General features: G+C 66.3%; 23 protein-coding genes. 13 read left to right on the plus strand and 10 right to left on the minus strand.

Translation table 11 applies throughout. The features are described 5' to 3' along the window. Nucleotides 1-39 precede the first annotated feature (39 nt). The 6 genes from AC1U2B_RS19105 to rpsF all read right to left on the minus strand — a co-directional run bounded on the left by AC1U2B_RS19105 (nt 40) and on the right by rpsF (nt 6566). On the minus strand, nt 40-915 hold the full coding sequence (locus AC1U2B_RS19105; RefSeq protein ID WP_480218011.1) for a glycoside hydrolase family protein: 876 nt from the start codon (nt 913-915) through the stop codon (nt 40-42). 422 nt (nt 916-1337) lie between these two features. Next, nucleotides 1338-4403: a replicative DNA helicase gene (locus AC1U2B_RS19110; RefSeq protein WP_480218012.1), complete on the minus strand. Its 3066-nt coding sequence runs from the start codon at nt 4401-4403 to the stop codon at nt 1338-1340. Nucleotides 4404-4911: 508 nt separating this feature from the next. Beyond that, on the minus strand, nt 4912-5367 hold the full coding sequence (gene rplI / locus AC1U2B_RS19115) for a 50S ribosomal protein L9 (protein WP_043391573.1): 456 nt from the start codon (nt 5365-5367) through the stop codon (nt 4912-4914). A gap of 15 nt (nt 5368-5382) precedes the next feature. Next, the gene (gene rpsR, locus AC1U2B_RS19120; protein WP_043391572.1) at nt 5383-5637 is read right to left on the minus strand and encodes a 30S ribosomal protein S18; all 255 of its coding nucleotides are present in this window, start codon (nt 5635-5637) and stop codon (nt 5383-5385) included. Between the two features lie 47 nt (nt 5638-5684). After that, nucleotides 5685-6194, minus strand: coding sequence for a single-stranded DNA-binding protein (locus AC1U2B_RS19125; protein WP_043391569.1), 510 nt, complete (start codon nt 6192-6194; stop codon nt 5685-5687). Nucleotides 6195-6275: 81 nt separating this feature from the next. Then, nucleotides 6276-6566: a 30S ribosomal protein S6 gene (rpsF, locus tag AC1U2B_RS19130; protein ID WP_043391567.1), complete on the minus strand. Its 291-nt coding sequence runs from the start codon at nt 6564-6566 to the stop codon at nt 6276-6278. Nucleotides 6567-6759: 193 nt separating this feature from the next. Here rpsF and AC1U2B_RS19135 point away from each other — a divergent pair, with 193 nt between their 5' ends. From AC1U2B_RS19135 to AC1U2B_RS19145, 3 genes are all read left to right on the plus strand, one after another. Continuing rightward, nucleotides 6760-7404 (plus strand): hypothetical protein, encoded by a 645-nt coding sequence (locus AC1U2B_RS19135; protein ID WP_480218013.1) that lies wholly within the window; start codon nt 6760-6762, stop codon nt 7402-7404. Nucleotides 7405-7571: 167 nt separating this feature from the next. Continuing rightward, nucleotides 7572-8279, plus strand: coding sequence for a hypothetical protein (locus AC1U2B_RS19140; protein WP_480218014.1), 708 nt, complete (start codon nt 7572-7574; stop codon nt 8277-8279). Between the two features lie 29 nt (nt 8280-8308). Beyond that, entirely contained in the window at nt 8309-8905 is a 597-nt protein-coding gene (locus AC1U2B_RS19145) for a hypothetical protein (protein ID WP_480218015.1), read from the plus strand. Between the two features lie 56 nt (nt 8906-8961). Here AC1U2B_RS19145 and AC1U2B_RS19150 read toward each other — a convergent pair whose 3' ends face one another. From AC1U2B_RS19150 to AC1U2B_RS19165, 4 genes are read right to left on the minus strand one after another with little or no spacing between them, the layout of a single operon-like run. Next, nucleotides 8962-9387: an SRPBCC family protein gene (locus AC1U2B_RS19150; RefSeq protein WP_480218016.1), complete on the minus strand. Its 426-nt coding sequence runs from the start codon at nt 9385-9387 to the stop codon at nt 8962-8964. A gap of 42 nt (nt 9388-9429) precedes the next feature. Beyond that, nucleotides 9430-11085, minus strand: coding sequence for a glycosyltransferase family 87 protein (locus tag AC1U2B_RS19155; protein ID WP_480218017.1), 1656 nt, complete (start codon nt 11083-11085; stop codon nt 9430-9432). Continuing rightward, nucleotides 11082-13538, minus strand: a complete 2457-nt coding sequence (locus AC1U2B_RS19160) for a transglycosylase domain-containing protein (protein WP_480218018.1) — start codon at nt 13536-13538, stop codon at nt 11082-11084. Before AC1U2B_RS19160 ends, AC1U2B_RS19155 begins: the two co-directional genes overlap by 4 nt. 4 nt (nt 13539-13542) lie before the next feature. Further along, nucleotides 13543-13974, minus strand: coding sequence for a DUF5318 domain-containing protein (locus AC1U2B_RS19165; RefSeq protein WP_480218019.1), 432 nt, complete (start codon nt 13972-13974; stop codon nt 13543-13545). 144 nt (nt 13975-14118) lie between these two features. Here AC1U2B_RS19165 and AC1U2B_RS19170 point away from each other — a divergent pair, with 144 nt between their 5' ends. The 10 genes from AC1U2B_RS19170 to AC1U2B_RS19215 all read left to right on the plus strand — a co-directional run bounded on the left by AC1U2B_RS19170 (nt 14119) and on the right by AC1U2B_RS19215 (nt 24032). After that, complete coding sequence (locus tag AC1U2B_RS19170) at nt 14119-14973, plus strand: DUF1707 SHOCT-like domain-containing protein (RefSeq protein WP_480218020.1); 855 nt, start codon at nt 14119-14121, stop codon at nt 14971-14973. Between the two features lie 165 nt (nt 14974-15138). After that, nucleotides 15139-15684 carry a PadR family transcriptional regulator gene (locus tag AC1U2B_RS19175; protein ID WP_043391550.1) on the plus strand — a complete coding sequence of 182 codons (546 nt, stop codon included), beginning with the start codon at nt 15139-15141 and terminating at the stop codon, nt 15682-15684. A gap of 52 nt (nt 15685-15736) precedes the next feature. Next, nucleotides 15737-16825: an inositol-3-phosphate synthase gene (locus AC1U2B_RS19180; protein WP_260934868.1), complete on the plus strand. Its 1089-nt coding sequence runs from the start codon at nt 15737-15739 to the stop codon at nt 16823-16825. A 129-nt stretch (nt 16826-16954) separates the two neighbouring features. Continuing rightward, nucleotides 16955-17518 (plus strand): alkyl hydroperoxide reductase subunit C, encoded by a 564-nt coding sequence (gene ahpC / locus AC1U2B_RS19185; RefSeq protein ID WP_043391547.1) that lies wholly within the window; start codon nt 16955-16957, stop codon nt 17516-17518. 130 nt (nt 17519-17648) lie between these two features. Then, the gene (ahpF, locus tag AC1U2B_RS19190) at nt 17649-19220 is read left to right on the plus strand and encodes an alkyl hydroperoxide reductase subunit F (protein WP_480218110.1); all 1572 of its coding nucleotides are present in this window, start codon (nt 17649-17651) and stop codon (nt 19218-19220) included. A gap of 33 nt (nt 19221-19253) precedes the next feature. After that, nucleotides 19254-20156, plus strand: a complete 903-nt coding sequence (locus AC1U2B_RS19195) for an Rv0045c family esterase (protein WP_480218021.1) — start codon at nt 19254-19256, stop codon at nt 20154-20156. Nucleotides 20157-20165: 9 nt separating this feature from the next. Next, nucleotides 20166-20948, plus strand: coding sequence for an LLM class F420-dependent oxidoreductase (locus AC1U2B_RS19200; RefSeq protein WP_260971478.1), 783 nt, complete (start codon nt 20166-20168; stop codon nt 20946-20948). Nucleotides 20949-21038: 90 nt separating this feature from the next. Further along, complete coding sequence (locus tag AC1U2B_RS19205) at nt 21039-22793, plus strand: ABC transporter substrate-binding protein/permease (RefSeq protein WP_480218111.1); 1755 nt, start codon at nt 21039-21041, stop codon at nt 22791-22793. Then, nucleotides 22790-23527, plus strand: a complete 738-nt coding sequence (locus tag AC1U2B_RS19210) for an amino acid ABC transporter ATP-binding protein (protein ID WP_480218022.1) — start codon at nt 22790-22792, stop codon at nt 23525-23527. Before AC1U2B_RS19205 ends, AC1U2B_RS19210 begins: the two co-directional genes overlap by 4 nt. 40 nt (nt 23528-23567) lie before the next feature. Then, nucleotides 23568-24032, plus strand: coding sequence for a MarR family winged helix-turn-helix transcriptional regulator (locus AC1U2B_RS19215; RefSeq protein ID WP_043391536.1), 465 nt, complete (start codon nt 23568-23570; stop codon nt 24030-24032). The last annotated feature ends 9 nt before the right edge of the window (nt 24033-24041 follow it).

Genomic DNA, 24041 nt, shown 5'->3' on the forward strand with positions numbered 1-24041 from the left:
GCGGGCCCCACTGCGGAGTCCCGCCGCTTGGCTTGGGTGTTACACCAGGGCCGCGACCGTGTCGTAGTACGGCTGCTTGCGGACTCCGGAGGAGTCCAGAATCCCGTAGCCACCACCATCGCCCGCGGTGTCCTGGTAGCAGAAGAACCAGGTCAACGGGAAGGACGGATCCTGGTTGGCCAGCTGCCATGTCAGCCAGTCAGAGGCGTCAGCCAGGCTTACCTTGCCGGGGGTGATGTAGCCGACTTCGGTGAAGGCCATGGGCCGGGTGTCACCCTTGGCGGCCTGCGCCGCCTTCAGTGCGTTGATCTGCGCGATGCCGAATGGGTTTGTGCGCGGATCCACGAAGGTGGCGTTCTGGTCGTCTTTGATGCTGTACGGGTGGTAGCCCAGTAGGTCGTAGTCGCTGCTCTCGCCTGCGGCGTACATACCGTTGAGCCAGTCGACCGGTGACTTGTTCGAGCCGAAAGTCGGGTAGGCCGCCATGCCGCCTGAGATCACCTGTGACCCAACAGCTCTGATCTTCGGTGCGGCGGCCTTGAGGTAGGACAGGTAGGTGGCTGGGCTGCCGATGGAGAACGCGATCAGGTTCGGTTCGTTCCACACCTCGTAGTAGGGAATGTTGCCGAAGATCTGGACGCACTTGCCCACGAAGTTCCCGAAACCGGTAGCGCTGTGGTTGAACGGGTAGTGGATGCCCAGGCACGGCATGGGGGTCAAGCCCCGCGCGACCAACGCGTTGTTCACCGCAGTGACGGGCGCGTAGTTCGTCGAGCCGAAAGCGTTGCTCAAATACCCCCAGTCGACCGCGAATCGCACTGTGGTGAAACCCATTCGGGCAATGCCGTCCAGAGCGATGGCCAGGTTGGCGGCCGACAACTGGCACAGATTGCTCTGGTTGATTCCAATGCTCAATTCAATTCCCCTTCGTCGGAGGCATCGCCCTAAGAGTCGGGCGAGCCTGCAGCGGGACTCATGTCGTTGGCCCCACTCCTGACTATCAGCAGGGACCGACATGCCCTCAAGGTTCCGTCATCGGCCCTGGTTGCGGGCGAGGCTTCGTGTGCGACACCAGCGCCGCATTGGCCCGCCGCGTGGGCCCGCAGGTATTTCTGTCTCGGTCACCCGAGGTCGGAGAAGATGCTTCCTTTGTTGCATATGGCCGCAGCGGACGTCTTCGAAGCGCGCAGTTGATGCGCGCACAGAACACCCCGCGACGACGTATCAAAGTTCGCTGCTGTTCTGCCGCTAGTGGGGACACACGCGCCGGGAGGGGTCCTGTGATCGACGCAGTCAGCTTGGCGGCTGGAGGATCTCATTTCAAAACAGCTGCTTGGCTACCGCGCCATATTCGTGAACCGCGAGAAGTGAAGCTGGTGCGCCACAGTGATATTCGCGGTCGGGCCGTTACGGTGCTTGCCCAGGATGATGTCGGCTTCACCACCGCGCGGGTCGTCGCGGTCGATGGAGTCCGGGCGGTGCAGCAGCATCACCATGTCGGCGTCCTGCTCGAGCGAGTTATGGACCGAAATCCCTTGTGCCACAAAGTTATGCGTGCCAGCAACAGTGCCGTCATAGACGTCCTGCTCGCCGATGCTGGTGATTTCGACAATCTCGTCCCAGAACACGTCATTGGTCGCGAGGTCATGCAGCTCAGTGTCATTCAGCACGGCCGCCGCTCGGTGCAGTCGATCGCGGCTCGGCGCGTGCTTCCACATCGTCGATCCGCAGAACTGGGTGCCCATCGCGCCGGCGAACTCCCGGTGCGACATGCCGCGACGGGTCAGCGTCGACTTCACCTGCTGCCACAATTCTTTCGGCACAGTGTCGAGGTTCGAGTTCGACACCACGCCGCGCAGATGAGCAAGCACCTCCAGTGCCTTGGCATCTCGCGCACCGTGCGCCCCTACTTGGGTCACGAACCGACGCTGGTTGGCGGCGCCATAAATCAGCACGTGCCAGCAGTCGCGGTAACCGGTCTTCTTGGCGCGCTTGATCCGAGCGAAAACACCAACACGAAGCAGCAGCTGCACCAAGTCGTCGGCCAGCTGTCGGCTGGTCGTGGCGTAGTAAACCCGGCCCTGACCAACCTTCGCGTCCCAGCGCACCGAACCATCCGTCGCCCACAGGTGCCGCAGGAACAACGCCACCTGATCGTTGGGCAAGGCGAAAACCTCTTGGGGAACGAACTTTTCGTAGCTCCGCTTGCCGAACAGCCCCAGCTTGTCCAGCCAGGCGGCGATCGGATTCCGCTTGCCGTGGGTCAACCGGTACGGCGCCGGCATCCGCAGTGTGATCACGCGGGCTGCGGGGTATTCGTCGCGCACGGCCGTTACTCCGAAGTGTCGCGCCGCACCAGCGACGGCGACGAGGTTCGCCTCATCGATCGATGCGTAGCGAATCGGCTGACGCTTCACGCACGAGCCGTCACCGATCATGTGCGCGAGCATGATGACCTCGGACTCGGCCATACGCTCGGTGTGCACCGGCTCCGGCACGGTGCGGGGCACCGCGAGACGATCGCCAACAGCCAAGTCGCCCAAGGAAACCCAGCCGTCGAGCGTCATGAACGGATGGTTGGCGGTGGCCTCGACCTGACGCCCGGAAGCCAGGCGCAGCAGGAAGACTTCCTTGTGCCCGCTGTAGAACACGTTGGTCATCGGCCGGGCGACCATGCGCTTGCGGTCGTCGAGCGACCACACCAGCGGCCGCTCCCCCGTCGCCATCAGCTCACCGAAGGTGACTTCGGCGCCGGTGTCGGCGCGCAGGATGCGCGTCGAGGCGGTCAGGCAGCCCGACTCACGAAGGTCCGACACCTGCGGGCGCTTGTCGGTGCGCTGTTCGGGACCACGGTTCAGCTGGCTGATCGCGACCACCGGAACCTCGAGTTCCTTGGCCATCAGCTTCAGCGACCGCGAGAACTCCGAGACTTCCTGCTGCCGGGACTCGAACTTCTTACCCGAGGTCATCAGCTGCATGTAGTCCACCACGATGAGACGCAGCTGGGCCTTCTGGTGCAGACGACGGGCCTTGGCCCGGATCTCCATCATGGTCAGGTTCGGTGAGTCGTCGATGTACAGCGGCGCCTCGGAGATCTCGCTCATGCGGCGGGCCAGCTTGGTCCAGTCGTCGTCGCTCATGCGGCCCGAACGCATATCGCCCAGCTTGATCTTGGCTTCGGCCGAGAGCAGTCGCATGACGATCTCGGTCTTACTCATTTCCAGCGAGAAGATGACGCTGGCCTGCTGGTGCTTGATCGAGCAGGACCGCATGAAGTCCAGTCCGATCGTCGAATTGTGCGTGGGCACCATCGACCGCCCGGCCAGGTACAGGTGGGCCGGGTTGTCGACCTCGACGCAGCGCACCGGCACCGAATCCACCCGGCGCACATCGGCAATCGTCACGGGGCGGGTGAGCACGGCCAGCCCACCGGCGGTCAATGCCGGCTCGAGCCGGTCAGCGCCGGGCCGCAGGGTCGCGGTGGTGACGATGCCGCGGCCGGTCGGCCACTGGTGCGAAGCGTCGGCCACGATGGTGGTGCCATCCGACAGGTCGATCTCGTAGCACGGCCGCTCCTCCATCACCGGAGTCGCGGCGACCACGCGGGTGGGCCGTCCGTTGGCGTCGATCAGCTCATCGCCCACCGAGACGTCACCCATGGGGGTCCAACCGCCGGGAGTGGGCAGCGGGGTGTCCAGCGCCAGCGCCTTACCCACACCGGGGCGCGCGGCCACGATGATCATCTGACCCGGGTGCAGACCGTTGGTGATCTCGTCGAGCTCGGTGAAGCCGGTCGGGATGCCACGCGAGATACCGCCATTCGAGGCGATGGCATCGATCTCATCCATGGTGGGCTGCAGCAGCTCCTCCAGGACGGTGAAATCCTCGCTGCTGCGGGTCTGGGTGACGTCATACATCTCGGCCTGCGCCCGGTCCACCAGATCGGCCACGTCAGCGCCTTCAGCGCCCGCGTAGCCGTACTGCACGACGCGCGTGCCGGCCTCGACGAGACGGCGCAGCGTGGCCTTCTCCGCGACGATGCCGGCGTAGAAGCCGGCGTTGGCGGCGGTGGGCACGGTGGAGATCAGGGTGTGCAGATACGGCGCGCCACCGATGCGCTTGAGCAGACCGCGACGGTCCAGCTCCGCGGCGACAGTGACGGCGTCAGCGGGCTCCCCGCGGCCGTACAGGTCGAGGATGGCGTCGTAGACGTTCTGGTGTGCCGGCCGGTAGAAATCGCCGGGGCGGAGACGCTCCAGGACGTCGGCGACCGCGTCCTTGGACAGCAGCATGCCGCCCAACACCGACTGCTCGGCAGCCATGTCCTGCGGCGGTTGCCGGCCGAAATCCTCGCTGCGCGGCTCCTCCATGTCGGACCGACCCAGGTCGTCAGCGACAGCCACGAAGCGCTCCTCTTCCCCCGAAAACCAACAGCAAACAAACGTTCGAACGAGCTACTCGTGACCGTACTTCACCCTGCCGACAGACCGGGCTCTCAAGCCGCTCACCTGCCGTGCGACGCACCACGTTAGGCGTTGCTGGAGCAGTCCGGAACCGCCCCTGTTAGCAACCCTGTGGATGAAAGGTGGAAAGACGTGGACAACGATGTTGAGCGCTTGGGGAGAACTTGTGGAATACCCGCGAGTAAATTCCCAAACTTCGAGGTCAACGGCCTATATATCGGCTGTGAGCCTGTGCATGAGAATTGGTGCGGCGTGTCGTGCCGGGTAGCCATCTCGGGCGTGTTGTGTTGCGGGCGCGTAGCAGAAAGGGGCCGCGCAGGTTAACAGCCGGCGTAGATCACTGTTTGCAGATTGGCTGAAAAAATTCGCCCGCTGTCAACAGAAAACGCCCGGGCGAAGTCAAAGATTGACTCCACCCGGGCGTTCTGCTGTTTGAGCTACTGCATGCCTATCCGGCGACGACAGCCAGCGACACCGGCACGTTGACCGACGGGTGCAGACGCACCGCGATCTTGTGGGTGCCGACCGACTTGATGTGCGCCTTGGGCAGCTCGACGGTGCGCTTGTCGAGGTTCGGGCCACCGGCCTTCTTGATCGCGGCGACGACGTCGCCCGCGGTCACCGAACCGAACAGCTTGCCGCTGTCGGCACCGGCCTTGACAGCCAGCGACACGGGGCCGAGGGCCTCGATCGCCTGCTTCAGCTCGTTGGCGTGGTCCAGGTCCCGAACCGTCTTGGCGTCGCGCGCCCGACGGATCTCGTTGGCCTGGCGCTCAGCACCACGGCTGGCCAGGATGGCCAGGCCGCGGGGCAGCAGGTAGTTACGGCCGTAGCCGTCACGAACCTCAACGGCGTCGCCGGCCGAACCCAGGTGGTCGACCTCGGTGGTCAGAATGAGCTTCATATTTCTCAGTCCTCCCTATCGCGTCGACGAGCTGAACGGAAGCAACGCAACCTCACGGGCGTTCTTCACGGCGATGGCGATGTCGCGCTGGTGCTGCACGCAGTTACCGGTGACGCGACGGGCACGGATCTTGCCGCGCTCACTGATGTAGGTCCGGAGCAGTCCGGTGTCCTTGTAATCGATGATCTGCGCCTTCTTGGAGCAGAACACGCACTTGCGGGTCTTGACCGGCTTTTCCGGGGCCGGACGCCGCTTGGTGGCCTTAGCCATGTGTTTCTCTTTCTGGGTCTAGCTGGTTTCCCAGCCAATTACGTGGATCAGAAGGGCGGCTCGTCGTCGGCGCCGCCGAACGAACCCGATGCCGGGGCGCTGCCCCACGGGTCGTCGGCCGGAGCGCCGCCGCCACCGGCGGGCTGGCGGGAACCGCCGCCGCCACCGAAGCCGCCACCACCGCCGCCACTGCGGTTGGCCTTGTTCACCTTCGCCGTCGCGTACCGCAGGGACGGGCCGATCTCGTCGACCTCGACCTCCATCACGGTGCGCTTCTCACCCTCACGGGTCTCGAACGAGCGCTGCTTCAGCCGGCCGGTCACGATGACACGCGACCCCCGGGTCAGGCTCTCGGCGACGTTCTCCGCCGCCTCCCGCCAGATGTTGCAGCGCAGGAACAGCGCCTCCCCGTCCTTCCACTCATTGCTCTGCCGGTCGAACATCCGCGGCGTCGAGGCCACGGTGAAGTTCGCAACGGCAGCACCGGACGGCGTGAAGCGCAGTTCCGGGTCAGCGGTCAGGTTTCCGATAACGGTGATGGTGGTGTCACCAGCCACGAGATCCTCCTGGGACGGATTGGGTGAATTAGGCGCGAGCCTACGCAAGGCTCGCGACAAATCCGCAGAGCTTCGGTGCTTCTAGTGCTTGTCGGTCCGCAGGACCTTGGTACGCAACACCGACTCGTTCAGGTTCAGCTGACGGTCGAGCTCGTTGACCGTGGCCGGTTCGGCCTTCACGTCGACAACCGCGTAGATGCCTTCACCGTGCTTGGCGATCTCGTAAGCCAGCCGGCGGCGGCCCCAGATGTCCACCTTTTCGACGCTGCCGCCGTCTTTGCGGACGACGTTCAAGAACGTCTCCAGCGACGGAGCTACGGTGCGCTCGTCAAGTGTGGGGTCGAGAATGACCATGATTTCGTATGGACGCATGTGGAACCCATCACCTCCTATGGTCGTGTCGGCCACGGCGTGTTCCGTGGCAGGAGGGTCGCCTGCGTCGGCAACCGGGCCAGGTTACCCGAAGAGCCCCTGAGCTGCGAAATCGGCGCTCAGAAGTGCCGCCCTGACGGAGCCGTAAAGATCGATAGGCTGGGTGCACGATTGTTGTCGGCGAGGGGGACGCATGACCTATCCGCAGGGTCCTTACGGCCAGGGGATCCCCGGGCAGCCCGGCTACCCGCAGCAGCCGGGGTATCCGCCCGGTTACCCCGCGCACCCCGCCTACCAGCAGGGATACCCGCAGCCGGGCGCCTATCCCGGCGGCTATCCGGGCAGTTTTCCGCCCGCACCCCTGCCGCCCACGTCGACTGGCGGAGTCGGTGGAGTCATCGCGGGCGTGCTGTCGATCATGGGCGGACTGCTGCATGGCTGCCTCGGTGCCATGGCCTTGGCGCAGTCCCTCACGAAAGAACCGGGCCCCTTCACCACCCGCTCTTCGTCGCACGTCGGCCACTTGTTCCTTGCGATGTCGGTCGTCGGCGGCCTGCTGATCCTGGTCGGAGGCTTCATGCTGCTGTCGCGCAAGCCGGCCAGTCGGTGGCTCATCGGCATCGGATGCGTGCCCATCTTCGCGTTCGGGCTGGGAGCCTTCCTGGCGGCGAATGCGGACGGGGCCGGCCCTGTCGGGGTGATCGCCCTCCCGATCGTGATCTTTTCGGTGGCGACCGTCGTGCTGACCTTCCTACCCTCGACCACCCGATGGATGCACGCCAAGCGGAATCTCACTGCGCCGCAGTACTTTCCGCAGCATCCGCCGTATCAGGGCTGAGTCGGAGCCAGCCGTCCGCGCGGGGCGTTGACTGTGCGTCTACGCAGACATTCACTCGAACTTCTGCGGCGTCAGTTCACAATCAACGCAGGAGTCTTCTGTCACCCCGGCATACGCATCACGGCCGATAGGCTGACTTCACAGCGTTTTGTCAGCGAGGGGGACGCATGACGTATCCACAGGGGCCCTATGGCCAGGGATTTCCGGGGCAGGCGGGGTATCCGCAGCAGCCGGGGAATCCGCAGCAGCCGGGGTATCCGCAGCAGCCGGGGTATCCGCAGCAGCCGGGGTATCCACAGGGCTACCCGGCACAGCCCGGCTACCAGCAGGCATACCCACAACCGGGTGCCTATCCCGGCGGCTATCCGGGCGGTTTTCCGCCCGCCCCCATGCCACCCGCGTCACCCAGCGGGGGCACAGCCGTCACCGCGGGTGTGCTGGCACTGCTCGGCGGATTGACGCACTTCTTCGGCGGGTCCGCTCAGGCACTCGGACTGTCCGCCATGATGCGCGACTCGGCCGCCGACGTCGGCTGGGGAAGCCTGATCGCCGTCGTGACACTCAACATCATCGCCGGCGCGCTAATGCTGGCTGGAGCGTTGACCCTGCTGCTACGCAAGCAGGTCGGCCGCTGGCTGATCTGCTTGGGTTGCGGCATCTCGATTTTCAGTGCCCTGATCAACATCACGATGACGCCCGCTTCGTTCGGCGAATACTCCTATAGCCGCGGCGTCGGCGCCGACCTGGTGGGCGTCCTCTTCGCTATCGCGACCATCGTGCTGGCCCTGGTGCCGTCGACGACGACGTGGCTAGCCGCCAAGAAGCCTCCCCTTGCGCCGCAGTACTTTCCGCAGTACCCGCCGTACCAGGGCTAAATGGTTCAACCTGGCGTCAGAGGGGAAACATGACGTATCCGCAGTACCCGCAGCCGGGCGCCTACCCTGCCCCGCCGGCGGCACCGGCCCAACCGAGCGGCGGCACCGCGATCACCGCCGGAGTGCTGGCGGCATTGGGCGGATTGCTCGGCCTCGGCCTCACCGCCGTCTCACTGTTCTTCCTGATCGCCATCGCATCGATCGGCAGCAACTTCGACCACTCTGATCTCGAACTCCTCGACAGCATCTTCGGCGTCCTTGCCATCGGAATGGTCGCCGTGGTGATCATCGGGTTCGTGCTCGGCACGCTGCTGAGCGTGTTGCTCATCGCCGGCGCAGTGCTGCTCTTTCGGCGCAAGATGCTCGGCCGGTGGCTCGTGGTCAGTGGATGTGCGGTCGCCATCGTGAGCAACCTGATGACCTCCGTCTTCACCACCGCCGTGACGTCGGATGGCCGGTACTCGCCCGAAAGTGTCGTCAGCGCCTTTGTCGGCCTGGCATTTCCGATCGTCACGATGGTCCTGGTGCTGCTGCCGTCAACCACCGCGTGGATCAGAGCGGGGCAGAGTCAGGCTGCGCCACAACAACTTCCGCAATACGCGTATTACCCGCCGTATCAGGGCTGAGTCGGGGCCGGCCCTCCCCGGCATGTTCGATCCCGGGCCGTCACCTTTCCTTGACGTCAAGGAAAGGTGATCGCGTACTTCGTGCGGAGTGCGATCTGATGCTCGGCGTCGTCGGGCCAGCGCCCGTGGAAGCCCTCGATACCGGCCGGCAGAAACTCCCACGACTGCGTCAGCCGGGTGCCGTCGTCGACGGGATCGACGGTGAAGCCCCAGCGCACCCAGCCGCCGTTGACCTCCCACACGAACTCGCGGCCGGGCTCGGCGACGACCACCTGGCTGCGGGTCTCCCAGGTCCGGTCGCCCTCCTCGTTGCGGCCCTTGAACCAGGCGCCGGCCACCGGGCCGCCGTCCTCGTCCTCCCACCAGCACTCTTTGCACTGCGGGCTCCACTGGCCCATGTTGGTCACGTCGGAGACCAGCGCATAGAGGGTCTCGGGATCGGTGTCGACGACGATGGAATCGGAGAAGGTCAGGTCAGTCACGCCTCGACCCTGCCACCGAGCGCGACAGAACGCAGCCCCTTTTTATGCCGTGGGCGCAAGCTCCGGTTCAGGCTCGGACGCGGGATCGGGTTCAGCCACTGCCGCCGGGCGCGGACGCAGCCGGGCGGGCAACCAGCGCGGCGGATCGTCGTCGGCTTCGTCGAACACACCGCCGGACGGATCGTCCACCCGGCCGCCCCAGCGGACCAGGTCCACCTCCGGCCGGTAGATGGCACGAATCACCAACGCACACAAGCCGATCACCGCGATGTCCCGCAGCAGCACGGTCGTGGTGAAGAACTGTTCGGGCAGCCCGAGCTTGGGGTCGTCGTACAGATACAGCATCCGCGGAATCCAGATCAGTGCGTCAATGGTCATCCACGCCAACAGGATTCGACGATGCGGCAGCGCGAGCGCGGCCAGCGGCACCAGCCACAGCGAGTACTGCGGGCTCCACACCTTGTTGGTCAGCAGGAACGCCGCGACGACCAGGAACGCCAGCTGCGCCAGCCGCGGCCGCTGCGGGGCCGTCCACGCGACGTAAGCGATTGCCGCACAACACAGGACGAAGAGCACCGCGGTGACGGTGTTGAGCACCGTCGGCGGTTCCCAGAACCCGAGGTTGGTGTCGAAGCCGCTCCAGCCGGTGAAGGACTTCACCACGTTGTACAGCGAGTCCATGTCATCCCCGCGCCGCGTGTTGAGCCGGAAGAACTCCGACCACCCGCGCGGGTACATCAGCATGATCGGCAGGTTCACCGCGATCCACGTCACCAGCGCGGCGATCGCGGTCTTGACCACGGGCCGCCACCTGCCGGTCCGCACCGCCAGCATCGCCAGCGGAATCAGCAACAGCAGCGGGTAGAGCTTCAGGGCCACGCCGACCCCGATGAGCACGCCGGCCACCACTGGTTTCCGCCGCGACCAGGCCAGCATGGCGCCGGCCGCGCACCCCGTCGCGAGCGCGTCGAAGTTCGTGAACGCCTGGAAGATCAGGATCGGCGACCCCGCCACGATCGCGGCGTCCCAGACCCGTCGGCCGGACATTCGCATGGTCGCCCAGACCGTGGCCATCCACGCCAGGGCCAGCCCGAACGCCGAGATGTTGAAGAACATGATCACCTCGGCGACCACCGGTATCCGGACCAGTTTCGACAGCGCCGTGTAGGTCTTGGCCACCGACATGGACGCGTACTGGTACATGCCCGTCAGCACCGGGTATTCCATGTAGCGGATGGCCCGCGTGCCGTCGTACTGGATGCGCGGCTTGTGCGCGCTGTCGGTCTCGATCCAGCTGGACTTGTACGGGAACTTGCCCAGGTTCAGCAGCTCCGCGGTGTACAGCGGCACGGTGTCCGAATAGCAGAACTCGTAGTAGGCCCGCTGGTTCTGCCAGTTCGCCACCCGCTGATCGGCGGTGCCGGAGCCCGTCGTCACCAGGCACGGCGCCTTGGTGGTGTAGCCCAGCCCAAGGAAGACGAGCGCGATCAGCAGCATCACCCGGAACGGGGTCAGGAACGGCGCCCGCCCGATCATGGCGTGCCGGCCCACCGGCCCGCCCACGACACTGGACAGCGCGGCACCCAGGACGTCGGTGCGGCTGGGCAGGTCGCGGTCGTCGGCGCTACGCAGGTCCCGGGCCAGCCGGGCGGGCGAGACCGTCGGGGCGCCGGGCTCGTCTGGTTCCTCGACCGTCACGGCGGCGGCGGGGGGCCAGGCTGGTTCGGGTCACCGCCGCCAGGAGGCGGCGCATCCTGGTGCGGGCCGACCTGCATGGTCGTCGGCGGTCCGAACGGGATGGTGATACCCGGGGCGATGACGAGCGTCGGCTGGACCACCGTCTCCGAGGGCGCGCCCGGCGGCGGCCCCTGCGGATCATCGGGCGCCGGTGGCTTGATCACCGGGGCCTGCGGGACGCCCGCGTACCCGCCGATGGCAGTCGGCTTGGGGAACGACTCGTTGTCGGTGCCCTTCAGCGCGCCGTCCATCGTGGATTTCCAGATGTCCGACGGCAGCCCCGATCCGTACACCGGTCCGCCGCCCTTGTTCACCAGTGGCTGCGTCCCGGCCGTCGTGCCGACCCACACCGCGGTGGACAGCGACGGCGTGTAGCCGACCATCCACGCATCGCGGTTGGCGCCGGTGTCACCGAGCTGCACGGTGCCCGTCTTGGACGCCGAGGCCCGGCCGCCTGCCAGGTTGTGGCCGCGGGAGTACCCGGCGATCGGCTGCATCGCCGAGGTCACGTTGTCGGCGACGGCCTTCGGAATCCGCTGCTCACCCGAGCCGTCCTGCGAGGACGCGTCGAACAGCACCTGCCCGTCGCCGTTGACGACCTTCTGCACGAAGTGCGGCTTGTGGTACTGGCCGGACGCGGCGAGCGTCGCGTACGCCGACGCCATGTCCAGCGCGCGGCTCTGGTACTGACCAAGCACCACACCGTTGTTGGGTGGTCCGCCCTTGCCGTCCTCGGACAGCGTGTGCTCGACGCCGGGGAAGCTGTCGGCGACGCCGGCCTTGTGCGCGGCGTCGGCGACATCCTGCGCGCCGTGCTTGAGCTTGAGCATCAACCGGTAGTAACTGGTGTTCAGCGACCGCTTCAATGCCTCGGCGATGCTGCAGGTGCCGCAGCCCTCGCCCTCGACGTTGGTGATGTTGATGCCGTTGACCGTCACCGGTGAGCTGTCCACCTGGTAGCCCAGGCCGATGCCCTGCTCCAGCGCCGCCACCAACGCGAAGACCTTGAACGACGAACCCGTCGGCAGACCCGCCTGCGCGAAGTCGAAGCCGTTGGCGTCGGAGCCGCCGTAGTACGCCTTGATGCCGCCGGTGTGCGGATCGACCGACACCACCGCCGCCCGCATGTCGTCCGCCTGGCCGTCCAGGTACTTCGACACCGCATCCTCGGCGGCCGACTGCGCCTTCGGGTCGATGGTCGTGGTGACCTGCAGCCCCTCGGTGTTCAGCGCCTGCTCGTTGATGTTGAAGATGCTCTGCAGCTCCTTCATCACCTGCCGCTGGATCAAGCCGTTCGGGCCCTCGGTCTGGTTCTCCTGGCGGGCCTGCTCCGGCGGCACGGTGGCCGGGAACTTCTGTTGCGCGCGGTCCTCCTTGGACAGCGCACCCATGGTCACCATGCCGTCCAGTACCCAGTTCCAGCGCTCGGCGGCGCCCTCGGGGTCGACGGCCGGGTCCAGGGTCGACGGCCGCTGGATCAGAGCTGCGAGCAGCGCGCCCTCGGCCACGTCGAGTTGCTCGACCGGCTTGCCGAAATACGCCTTCGACGCCGCGCCGATGCCATAGGTGCCGCGGCCGAAATAGATGATGTTCAGATACGCCTGCAGCACTTCGTCTTTCGACCACTGCCGGGACATCTTGGTGGCGATCACCAGCTCCTTGGCCTTGCGGACCAAGCCGCCCATGCCGGAGCGGGCATCACCGACCAACGCGTTCTTCACGTACTGCTGCGTGATGGTCGACCCGCCCTGCAGGTCGCCGCCGAAGATGTTGTTCTTGAACGCGCGCGCGAAGCCGGAGAACGAGAAGCCGGGGTTGGTGTAGAAGTCGCGGTCCTCGGCGGCCATCACCGCGTTGCGCACATGCACGGGAATCTGGTCGATGTTGACGTCGACCCGGTTGCCTTCCGGCGGGACGAACTTCGCCAGCTCGGTGCCGTCGCTGGCCAGGATGGTCGACACCTGGTTGGTGCGGATGTCACCCGGCTTCGGGATGTCGACGATGAGGTACGCCATGCCGAACGTGACGATCGGCAGCACCAGCAACACGACGATGCCGGCGTAACAGAGCCGCCGAAACAGCTTCCAGTTCCACTTGAACTTCGGCAGCTGGGGTCCGCCGGACTTTCCACCACCGGTCCGCGGGGGCGGTGGTGGCGGCGACTTCGGCGGCGGGTTCATGCCGCCGCCGGCGCTCATCGGGGGCTGGCTCGGCCGTTTGGTGCCGTCCAGCGCCGCCTTCACCGCGTCGATCGGATCCCGCAGCCGCGGGTCGTCGGCCTTCCCGACCGACGGCAGGATCATGGTGCGCCGGTCATCCGGCGGCACGGGGCCAGGCCGACCTTGCTGCGCGCCGGCGGCCGGTCCTCTGGTCGCGTCGTCGCCTGACCGGCTGTGACGCCCAGCCCCACTCACTCCGTCACTCACTGGCGGTGCGCGCTTTCGAGCGCGCCGCGCGCGTGCCACGAGGCTTCGCCGACTTCGGGGGACTCGGCGTCCCTAATACATATGACTTGACCAAATGATTCCAACTGCAAGTGCGGCATACCTCCACCACGTGAACCGCGAATTCGTCGAACTTGGCGGCCAGCAGGACGAGCTCCTCGGCGGAACGGGCCGAACCCGACACCGCCCCGAGGTGATCGCCGAACACCCACGACACCAATGTCAGTGGTTCCTTCCGGCAGATGGGGCACATCACCGAACTGGACCGGCCATGAAATTTTGCTGCGCGCAGCAGGTAGGGGTTGGCGTCACACACCTCGGTGACGCCGGTACGGCCTGAGTAGACCTCGGCCAGCAGCGACCTGCGCCGGAGCGCATAGTCGACCACCTGCCGCTGCAATCGCACGTTGACCAGAGTACGTCGGGCAGCTGGACGCCGATGCGTGATGGCACGCATGTAGCCGGGTTGTAGCCAGCTTGAGAGGTGCAGTGGTAGACGGCTTGTGGCCGGGCTCACGCGGCCGTGCCACCTGACCTTTACTCTTTCCCGGTGGCCACCGCAGCGACCCGGGCGAAAGACAGCGACCGCAACGACACCTGCCAGATTCTGGACACGGCGCTGGCCGACGGCCAGTTGTCGGCCGAGGAGCACCGGCAGCGCGTCGCGACGGCCACCAAGGCCGTCACCCTCGGGGAGCTGCGCTCGCTGGTGACCGATCTGCAGACCGGGAACTCGTCGGTCAAGCTCCCCAACTTGAAGACGGGCGCGGGCCGCGCGGTGCCGTCGACCGGCTGGGGCGTGCTCGCCGCCGGCGCCGCCGTGATGCTCGTGGTCGGTCTCGCGATCGGCTGGGGTATCTACGCCGCGCCTGGCCAGTCGCCGCTGAGCGCAGCCGAAGACCCCGGCGCCAAGCCCGACGGCATCGCGCCGATCGTGCTGACCCCACCGCGCCAGCTGCAGTCGCTCGGCGGGCTGACCGGGTTGCTGGCCCAGATGAAGAAGAAGTTCGGCGACACCACCGGCTATGAGCTGAACATCTACGGGGACTACGCGATCCTCGAGCGCTCCGACCCGGCCGAACCGCGCCGAGTGCTGCGGTACGACTACCGCGGAGGCTGGGACGACCCCGACACCACCTCGGTGAGCAGCGACGAACGCGTCGTCGACCTGGGCAAATTCAACGTCGAGAAGATCGCCGGCATCCTGCACGGCGCCCCGGAGACCCTGGGCATCAAGCGCAACGAGATCAACACCGTCTACATCTCGATCAAGGCCAGCAAGGACATCACGGCGCCGCCGGACACCGTCGAGATCTCGATCTACGTGTCCGGCAAGTTCAACAACAGCGGCTACATCGATCTGGACCCGGACGGCAACCAGAAGCAGATCAACTACCCCGGCTGATTCGCCCCATGTTCGGGCCGCGTTGACGCCCGCATCGAATGCTGTTCATCTCCATATGAGCTCTCGATTGGCTCCGTATATATCGGCGCGATACTATTGTGCGAGGTGTTGAGGCGTCGTAGCGCCTGATAGGTGACGCCGTCAGTCAAATCGGGAGGTGACACTGTGCTGGAGCTGGCCATCCTGGGGCTTCTGCTGGAGTCCCCCATGCACGGCTACGAGCTGCGCAAGCGCCTGACCGGACTATTGGGAGCCTTCCGGGCTTTTTCCTACGGCTCCCTCTACCCGGCGCTGCGTCGCATGCAGGCCGACGGCCTGATCGTCGAAGACGCCGCACCGCTCGGTTCGACGAAGGTGCGCCGCGCGCGCCGCGTCTACCAACTCACCGATACCGGCAAGCAACGGTTCACCGAACTCGTCGCGGACACTGGCCCCCAGAACTACACCGACGACGGATTCGGTGTGCACTTGGCGTTCTTCAATCGGACGCCCGCCGAAGCCAGGATGCGAATCCTGGAAGGGCGGCGCCGTCAGGTCGAGGAGCGTCGCGAAGGTCTGCGCGAGGCGATCGCACGGGCCAGTAGTTCACTCGACCGCTACACCAGCCAGCTGCATCAGCTCGGTCTCGAGTCCAGTGAGCGCGAAGTGAAATGGCTCAACGAACTGATTGCAGCCGAGCGCGTGGCGCAGGGTCACGCCGACCAAACCTGAGCGCTCACGCCCCGGCGAACGCACTGAAAGAGTAGGAAAAGGAGACCGTCACATGTCTGAGTCGAACGAGGTTCGGGTCGCAATCGTCGGCGTAGGCAACTGCGCGGCATCGCTCGTCCAGGGCGTGCAGTACTACCAGAACGCTGACGAGAACACGATCGTGCCGGGACTGATGCACGTGAAGTTCGGCCAGTATCACGTGCGCGACGTGAAGTTCGTGGCCGCGTTCGATGTGGATGCCAAGAAGGTCGGCTTCGACCTGTCCGAGGCCATCTTCGCTTCCGAGAACAACACCATCAAGATCGCGGACGTGCCGCCCACCAATGTGACGGTGCAGCGCGGCCCGACCCTAGACGGCATCGGCAAGTACTACGCCGAGACCATCGAGGTGTCCGACGCCGAGGCCGTCGACGTGGTCAAGGCACTCAAGGACGCCGAGGTCGACGTTCTGGTCTCCTACCTGCCCGTCGGCTCGGAAGAGGCCGACAAGTTCTACGCGCAGTGCGCCATCGACGCCAAGGTCGCGTTCGTCAACGCGCTGCCCGTGTTCATCGCCTCCGACCCGGTGTGGGCCAAGAAGTTCGAGGACGCCGGTGTGGCGATCGTCGGTGACGACATCAAGAGCCAGGTCGGCGCCACCATCACCCACCGCGTGATGGCCAAGCTGTTCGAGGACCGCGGCGTCGCCCTGGACCGCACGTACCAGCTGAACGTCGGCGGCAACATGGACTTCAAGAACATGCTCGAGCGCGAGCGCCTGGAGTCCAAGAAGGTCTCCAAGACCCAGGCCGTCACCTCGAACCTGACCGGCTCGCTGGCCGACAAGGTCTACGACAAGAACGTCCACATCGGCCCGTCGGACTACGTCGCGTGGCTCGACGACCGCAAGTGGGCGTACGTCCGCCTCGAGGGCCGCGCCTTCGGTGACGTGCCGCTGAACCTGGAGTACAAGCTCGAGGTCTGGGACTCCCCCAACTCGGCCGGCATCATCATCGACGCCGTGCGCGCCGCCAAGATCGCCAAGGACCGCGGCATCGGTGGCCCCATCCTGCCGGCCTCGGCCTACCTGATGAAGAGCCCGCCGGAGCAGGTCGCCGACGACCTCGCCCGCACTCAGCTGGAAGCCTTCATCGAGGGGTAAATATCGACGTCAGAGTGGGGGGGGGGGGGGGGGGGGGGGGGCCCTCCTCAAACTGGAACTAGTCCAGAAAATGGGACTAAGCTACGGACTCGTAACCAACATCCGATAGTGACCCGAAGTGAGGTTCCCGTGGCCCTGATCAACAAGCAGATCAAGCCGTTCTCCGCCACCGCGTACAAGAACGGCACCTTCATCCCCGTGTCCGACGCCGACATCGCGGGCAAGTGGGCGATCTTCTTCTTCTACCCGGCCGACTTCACCTTCGTCTGCCCGACCGAGCTCGGCGACCTCGCCGACCACTACGAGGAGCTGCAGCGCCTCGGCGTCGAGGTGTTCTCGGTGTCCACCGACACCCACTTCACCCACAAGGCGTGGCACGACTCGTCCGACACCATCGGCAAGATCCAGTACGCCATGATCGGCGACCCGACCCTGCAGATCAGCACCAACTTCGAGGTGCTCCGCGAGGACCAGGGCCTGGCCGACCGCGGCACCTTCCTGGTCGACCCCGACGGCGTCGTCCAGTTCACCGAGGTCACCGCCGAGGGCATCGGCCGCAACGCCGCCGAGCTGGTCCGCAAGGTCAAGGCCGCCCAGTACGTGCGCAACCACCCGGGCGAGGTCTGCCCGGCCAAGTGGGAAGAGGGCGAAGAGACCCTGGCCCCGTCGCTGGAACTCGTCGGCAAGATCTAGCTCTGCACTGTTGGTTGACGGTGCGGGTCTGGTTCATCCGGCCCGCACCGCCCATCAAAACTGTTTTCCACCAATATCTTTCGGGCCACGAATGGCCCAGCCAGTCCTCTCATCGATGGAGTTGATCCGCATGCTCGACACCTCACTCGCCGGCCAGTTGAAGTCCCTGCTGGAGCGCCTGACCGCGCCCATCGAGCTGGTGTCCTCCCTCGATGACAGCCCCAAGTCCACCGAACTCGCCGCACTGCTCACCGAGATCGCGGCGATGTCGGACAAGATCACCTACTCGCGTGCCGACGACGACGCCCGCCGGCCGTCGTTCGCGATCCGCCGCGCCGGCACCGACGTCGAGGTCCGGTTCGCCGGCATCCCCCTCGGCCACGAGTTCTCGTCGCTGGCCCTGGCCCTGCTGCAGGTCGGCGGATACCCGTCGAAGGAAGCCCCCGAACTGCTCGAGCAGGTGCGGGGCCTCGACGCCGACCTGCACTTCGAAACCTACTTCTCGCTGTCCTGCCAGAACTGCCCCGACGTGGTGCAGGCGCTGAACCTGATGGCGATCCTCAACCCGCGCATCACCCATGTCGCCATCGACGGCGCGCTGTTCAAAGACGAGGTCGAACAGCGCAAGGTGCTGGCGGTGCCCACCGTCTTCCTCAACGGTGAGGTGTTCGACTCCGGCCGGATGACCCTCGAGCAGATCATCGGCAAGGTCGACGTCGGCGCCGCACAGCGCACCGCCGAAGCCATCGCCGAGAAGGACCCCTTCGATGTGCTGGTGGTCGGCGGCGGACCGGCTGGGGCCGCGGCTGCAATCTACGCTGCCCGCAAGGGAATTCGCACCGGCGTGGTCGCCGAGCGATTCGGCGGTCAGGTCCTCGACACCATGGCGATCGAGAACTACATCTCCGTCCCGCACACCGAAGGACCGAAGTACGCCGCGGCGCTGGAAGCCCACGTCGGCGAGTACGACGTCGACGTGATGAACACCCAGCGCGGCGCGAAGCTGCTGCCCGCGATCGACGAGGGCGGGCTCATCGAGATCTCGCTGGAAAGCGGCGCATCCCTGACCGCTCGCACCGTCATCCTGTCCACCGGCGCCCGCTGGCGCTCGATGGACGTGCCGGGCGAGGCCGAGTACCGCAACAAGGGCGTCACCTACTGCCCGCATTGCGACGGACCGCTGTTCAAGGGCAAGCGCGTCGCCGTCGTCGGCGGCGGCAACTCCGGCGTGGAGGCCGCGATCGACCTCGCCGGTGTCGTCTCCCACGTGACGCTCATCGAGTTCGATTCGGTGTTGCGCGCCGACGAGGTGCTGCAGCGCAAGCTGCGCAGCCTGCCCAACGTCGACATCCTGCTGAGCACGCTGACCACCGAGGTGCTCGGCGACGGCGATCAGGTCACCGGCCTGACCTACCAGGACCGCACCACCGGCGAGGCGCACACCCTCGAGCTGCAGGGCGTCTTCGTCCAGATCGGCCTGCTGCCCAACACCGAGTGGCTCGAAGGCAGCGTCGAACTGTCCAAGCGCGGCGAGATCGTCATCGACGAACGCGGCCAGACGTCGGTCCCCGGCGTGTTCGCCGCCGGTGACTGCACGACGGTGCCGTTCAAGCAGATCGTCATCGCGGCGGGAGCCGGTGCGACAGCGGCACTGTCGGCGTTCGATCACCTGATCCGGACCTCCGCCCCGGTCGGCAGCTGAGCGCTCCCCGGCGCCGGGGGTAGTGTCCGAAACGTGGCCCTCGAGATTTCCGACGACGACCTGCTGGCGCTCGACGAGTTCGCGCTGCTGCCAGAGAACGCCGAGCAGATCGGCGCGACCGGTCCGCTGCCCGCGGTGTCGCGGATCGAGGACGGGCCGATCAGCCTGCTGAAGTGGGGCACCTCGGAACCCGAGGTGGTGTTCCTGCACGGCGGCGGGCAGAACGCGCACACCTGGGACACCGTCATCCTCGGCCTCGGGGTGCCGGCGCTGGCGATCGACCTGCCCGGGCACGGGCGGTCGGCCTGGCGTGAGGACGGCGACTACGGGCCCAAGCTCAACGCGTCGACGGTGGCCCCGGTGATTCAGCGACATGCCCCGGCGGCCCGGCTGGTGGTCGGGATGTCGTTGGGCGGACTGACCGCGCTGCGCATCGCGGCGACCGACGCTGCCCTGGTGCCCTCGCTGGTCCTGATCGACGTCACCCCGTCGGCGCCGGAGCGGCACGAGCAGATGACCCAGGCCCAGCTGGGCGCGGTCGCACTGGTGAAGGGCGACCGCAGCTTCCCCAGTTTCGGCGCGATGCTCGACGTCACCATGGCGGCGTCCCCGCACCGCAGCCGGGACTCATTGCGCCGCGGCGTCTTTCACAACGCCAAGCAACTCGACGACGGCACCTGGACCTGGCGTTACGATTCGCTCCGCGTCGGTGACGGTTTTGCCGGACTGTGGGACGACGTCCCATCCATCACCATGCCCACCACTCTGGTGCGGGGCGCCAAATCGTACTTCGTCAACGACGACGATGCCGCCGCCTTCGCCGCCGGTGCGCCGGGTTTCCAGCGGACCCACATGGTCGCCGATTCCGGGCACTCGGTGCAGGGCGATCAGCCCGCGGCGCTCGTGGACATTCTGCGGGGCGTCCTCGGCCGCTAGCGTGGGGACATGACCTTTCCCATCCGCATCGGGGTTCAACTGCAGCCCCAGCACTCCCCCAACTACGGCCTGATGCGCGACGCGGTCCGTCGCAGCGAGGACCTCGGCGTCGACGTCGCCTTCAACTGGGACCACTTCTTCCCGCTGTACGGCGATCCCGACGGCGCGCACTACGAATGCTGGACCATGCTGGGCGCGTGGGCCGAGCAAACCTCGCGGATCGAGATCGGCGCCCTGGTCAGCTGTAATTCGTACCGCAACCCGGAACTGCTGGCGGACATGGCGCGGACGGTCGACAACATCTCCGACGGGCGGCTGATCCTGGGCATCGGATCGGGCTGGAAAGAGAAGGACTACGACGAGTACGGCTACGAATTCGGCACGGCCGGAAGCAGGCTCGACGACCTGGCGGCGGCGATGCCGCGGATCATCTCGCGGTTGGGCAAGCTCAATCCGGCCCCGGTGCGCGAGATCCCGATCCTGATCGGCGGCCAGGGCGAACGCAAGACGCTCAAGCTCGTCGCCCAGTACGCCCAGATGTGGCACAGCTTCACCACGGCGTCGACGTATCCGGAGAAGGCCGCCGTGCTGGACCGGCATTGTGCCGACGTCGGCCGCGACCCGAGCACCATCGTCCGCTCGGCCGGCGTGGACGACAGCGGCGACGGCCTGATCGCCAACGCCGAAGCCCTGACCGCGCTGGGTGTTTCGTTGCTGACTGTGGGCGTCAACGGACCGGACTACGACCTGAGCCACGCCGAAACCCTGTGCCGGTGGCGCGACAGCCAGTAACCGACGCGGCCCGGCCGGATCAATTCCGGGCGAGCTGAAGCCGCTGAATTCGGCCGGGCACCCGCTAGGTTGACCTGCGTGACCTCTTTCCTGCGTGCGACAGTAGCGATACTGGTGGCACTCCTGGTCTGCTCGCTGTCCGTGGGCGTCCCGGCCCGCGCCACCACCGACCAGTGCGCTCCGCCGGGCGTGCAGAGCGCCAGCGCGCTGCCCACCAACCTGGCCACCGCCGCCAAGGGCGACGGCACCGACAAGTACACGACGCCTGGTACCCAACCGCTTTCGACGGTGCGGGCGGAGACCTTGGGGCTGGGCACCCCCGGGGTGCTGACCGTCGGCACGCTGTCCGATGCGCCGCCGAGCATCTGTATCAACTCGGGCGGCCAGTTCACCGGCTTCGACAACGAGCTGCTGCGGGCCATCGCCGAGAAGATCGGGCTGCGCGTCAACTTCGTCGGCACCGATTTCGCCGGGCTGCTCGCCCAGGTCGCCTCCCGCCGGTTCGATGTCGGGTCGTCATCGATCACCACCACCGACGCCCGGCGCCGCACCGTCGGATTCACCAATGGCTATGACTTCGGCTACTTTTCGCTCGTCGTGCCGAGCGGATCGGCCATCAACGGGTTCGGTGCACTGAAGGCCGGACAGCGCATCGGCGTCGTACAGGGCACCGTGCAGGAGGCCTACGTCGTCGACACCCTGCACCTGGAACCGGTGAAATTCCCGGACTACGCCACGGTTTACGCCAACATCAAGACTCGGCAGATCGACGCCTGGGTGGCGCCGTCGCAGCAGGCTTCCGGCACCGTGCAGCCGGGTGACCCGGCGCGGATCGTCGAAAACACCTTCAGCTTGGACAATTTCGTGGCCTACGCGGTCGCGAAGGAGAACAAGCCTCTGATCGACGCGCTCAACGCGGGGCTCGACGCCGTCATCGCCGACGGCACCTGGGCTCGGCTCTATTCGGACTGGGTACCGCGAGCCCTGCCGCCGGGCTGGAAGCCCGGATCGAAGGCCGCTCCGCTGCCGCAACTGCCCGACTTCAACGCCATCGCCGCGTCGCATGCGTCCGGGGCGCCGACGTCAGGTCCCGCACCGAAATCCACCCTGTCCCAACTGAAAGACGCATTCCTGGACTGGCGGCTGTATCGGCAGGCCATCCCGGATCTGTTCAAGACGGGCCTGCCGAACACCCTCATCCTGACCGTCAGCGCCAGCATCATCGGCTTGATCATCGGTATGACGCTGGCCATCGCGGGCATCTCCCGGTCGCGCTGGCTGCGGTGGCCGGCGCGGGTGTACACCGACATCTTCCGTGGTCTGCCCGAAGTGGTGATCATCCTGGTGATCGGGCTGGGCATCGGTCCGGTGGTGGGCTCGCTGACCGGAAACAACCCGTACCCCTTGGGAATTGCCGCGCTGGGGCTGATGGCTGGCGCCTATATCGGGGAGATTCTGCGCTCGGGTATTCAGAGTGTCGACGCCGGCCAGCTCGAGGCTTCGCGTGCGCTTGGCTTCGGCTACCCGGCGTCGATGCGCCTGGTGGTGGTGCCGCAGGGCGTCCGCCGAGTGCTGCCGGCGCTGATGAACCAGTTCATCTCGCTGCTGAAGGCGTCGTCGCTGGTGTACTTCCTCGGGTTGATCGCCACTCAGCGCGAGTTGTTCCAGGTGGGCCGCGATCTCAACGCGCAGACCGGAAACCTTTCTCCCCTGGTTGCTTCCGGCTTGTTCTACCTGGCCCTGACCGTGCCTCTGACCCACCTGGTCAACTACATCGACCGGCGATTGAGCAAGGGCCGGCCCGCCGAACCCGAGCTCACCGCCGCGACCGAGGAGATCGCATGACCGCCCCGCAGCCGGTTTCCCTGGCCGCCAACGACATTCACCTGTCCTTCGGTACCAGCACGGTCCTGCGGGGCGTCGACCTGGACGTCCCGGCCGGCACCACGACGGCTGTCATCGGCCCGTCGGGCTCGGGCAAGTCGACGCTGCTGCGCACCCTGAACCGGCTGTACGAACCGGACCGCGGCGACATCCTGCTCGACGGCCGTTCGGTCCTGAAGGACAACCCGGATCAGCTGCGCCAGCGGATCGGGATGGTGTTCCAGCATTTCAACCTGTTCCCGCATCGGACGGTGCTGGAGAACGTCACGCTGGGGCCCCGCAAACTCAAGCGCCTGGACGCCGAGGCCGCCCGCGAACTCGGCCTGAAACTGCTGGAGCGCGTCGGGCTGAAGCACAAGGCCGACGTCCGCCCCGCGACCCTCTCCGGCGGACAACAGCAACGTGTCGCGATCGCCCGCGCCCTGGCCATGAACCCTCAGGTGATGTTCTTCGACGAGGCCACTTCGGCGCTGGATCCCGAATTGGTCAAGGGCATCCTGACGCTCATCAGCGAACTCGGGGCCGACGGCATGACCATGGTGGTCGTCACCCACGAGATGGGTTTCGCCCGGTCAGCGGCAGATTCGGTGGTGTTCATGGACGGCGGTCGCGTGATCGAGACCGGAACCCCCGAGCGGATCTTCGAATCCGCAGAGACTCAACGTTTACGTCAATTTCTGGCGCAGGTTGTCTAATACCGGCCAGTATCCGGCATACACGTTAGACTATCGAACTATGTCGTCGACGGAGCCGCAGGTCGCGGACCTTGCAGGAGACCTGCAGCAGGTCCTCTCCAAGCTGTTCAACGTGATGCGCCGACGCGTCGAGATCCCGAAGGACGCCGAGGCCGGCGCCGACCTGACCCTCGCGCAGTTGTCCATCCTGCTCACCCTGCTGGATCGCGGACCCATCCGGATGACCGAGCTGGCCGCGCATGAGCGGGTCCGCACCCCCACCACTACGGTGGCGATCCGGCGGTTGGAGAAGCTGGGCCTGGTCAAGCGGTCCCGTGACCCTTCTGACCTGCGCGCCGTCCTGGTGAACGTGACGCCGCGCGGACTCGTGCAGCACCGTGAGGCCCTCGAGGCCCGTCGCAAGGTCCTGATCGCAATGATGGCCAAGCTGACACCCGAGGACATCGACAACATCTCCAAGGCCCTTGCGCCACTGGAGAAGCTGGCCACCAGCAACGACGACTAGCCGCGCGAC

This window comes from Mycolicibacterium sp. P4_G11 (assembly GCF_056555145.1).

Bases quoted from the DNA above. Each gene is read 5' to 3' on its own strand.
- rplI (WP_043391573.1), bottom strand. From the start codon at position 5,367: ATGAAGCTCATTCTGACCACCGAGGTCGACCACCTGGGTTCGGCCGGC.
- rpsR (WP_043391572.1), bottom strand. From the start codon at position 5,637: ATGGCTAAGGCCACCAAGCGGCGTCCGGCCCCGGAAAAGCCGGTCAAG.
- rpsF (WP_043391567.1), bottom strand. From the start codon at position 6,566: ATGCGTCCATACGAAATCATGGTCATTCTCGACCCCACACTTGACGAG.
- AC1U2B_RS19135 (WP_480218013.1), top strand. From the start codon at position 6,760: ATGACCTATCCGCAGGGTCCTTACGGCCAGGGGATCCCCGGGCAGCCC.
- AC1U2B_RS19140 (WP_480218014.1), top strand. From the start codon at position 7,572: ATGACGTATCCACAGGGGCCCTATGGCCAGGGATTTCCGGGGCAGGCG.
- AC1U2B_RS19145 (WP_480218015.1), top strand. From the start codon at position 8,309: ATGACGTATCCGCAGTACCCGCAGCCGGGCGCCTACCCTGCCCCGCCG.
- AC1U2B_RS19180 (WP_260934868.1), top strand. From the start codon at position 15,737: ATGTCTGAGTCGAACGAGGTTCGGGTCGCAATCGTCGGCGTAGGCAAC.
- ahpF (WP_480218110.1), top strand. From the start codon at position 17,649: ATGCTCGACACCTCACTCGCCGGCCAGTTGAAGTCCCTGCTGGAGCGC.
- AC1U2B_RS19200 (WP_260971478.1), top strand. From the start codon at position 20,166: ATGACCTTTCCCATCCGCATCGGGGTTCAACTGCAGCCCCAGCACTCC.
- AC1U2B_RS19210 (WP_480218022.1), top strand. From the start codon at position 22,790: ATGACCGCCCCGCAGCCGGTTTCCCTGGCCGCCAACGACATTCACCTG.
- AC1U2B_RS19215 (WP_043391536.1), top strand. From the start codon at position 23,568: ATGTCGTCGACGGAGCCGCAGGTCGCGGACCTTGCAGGAGACCTGCAG.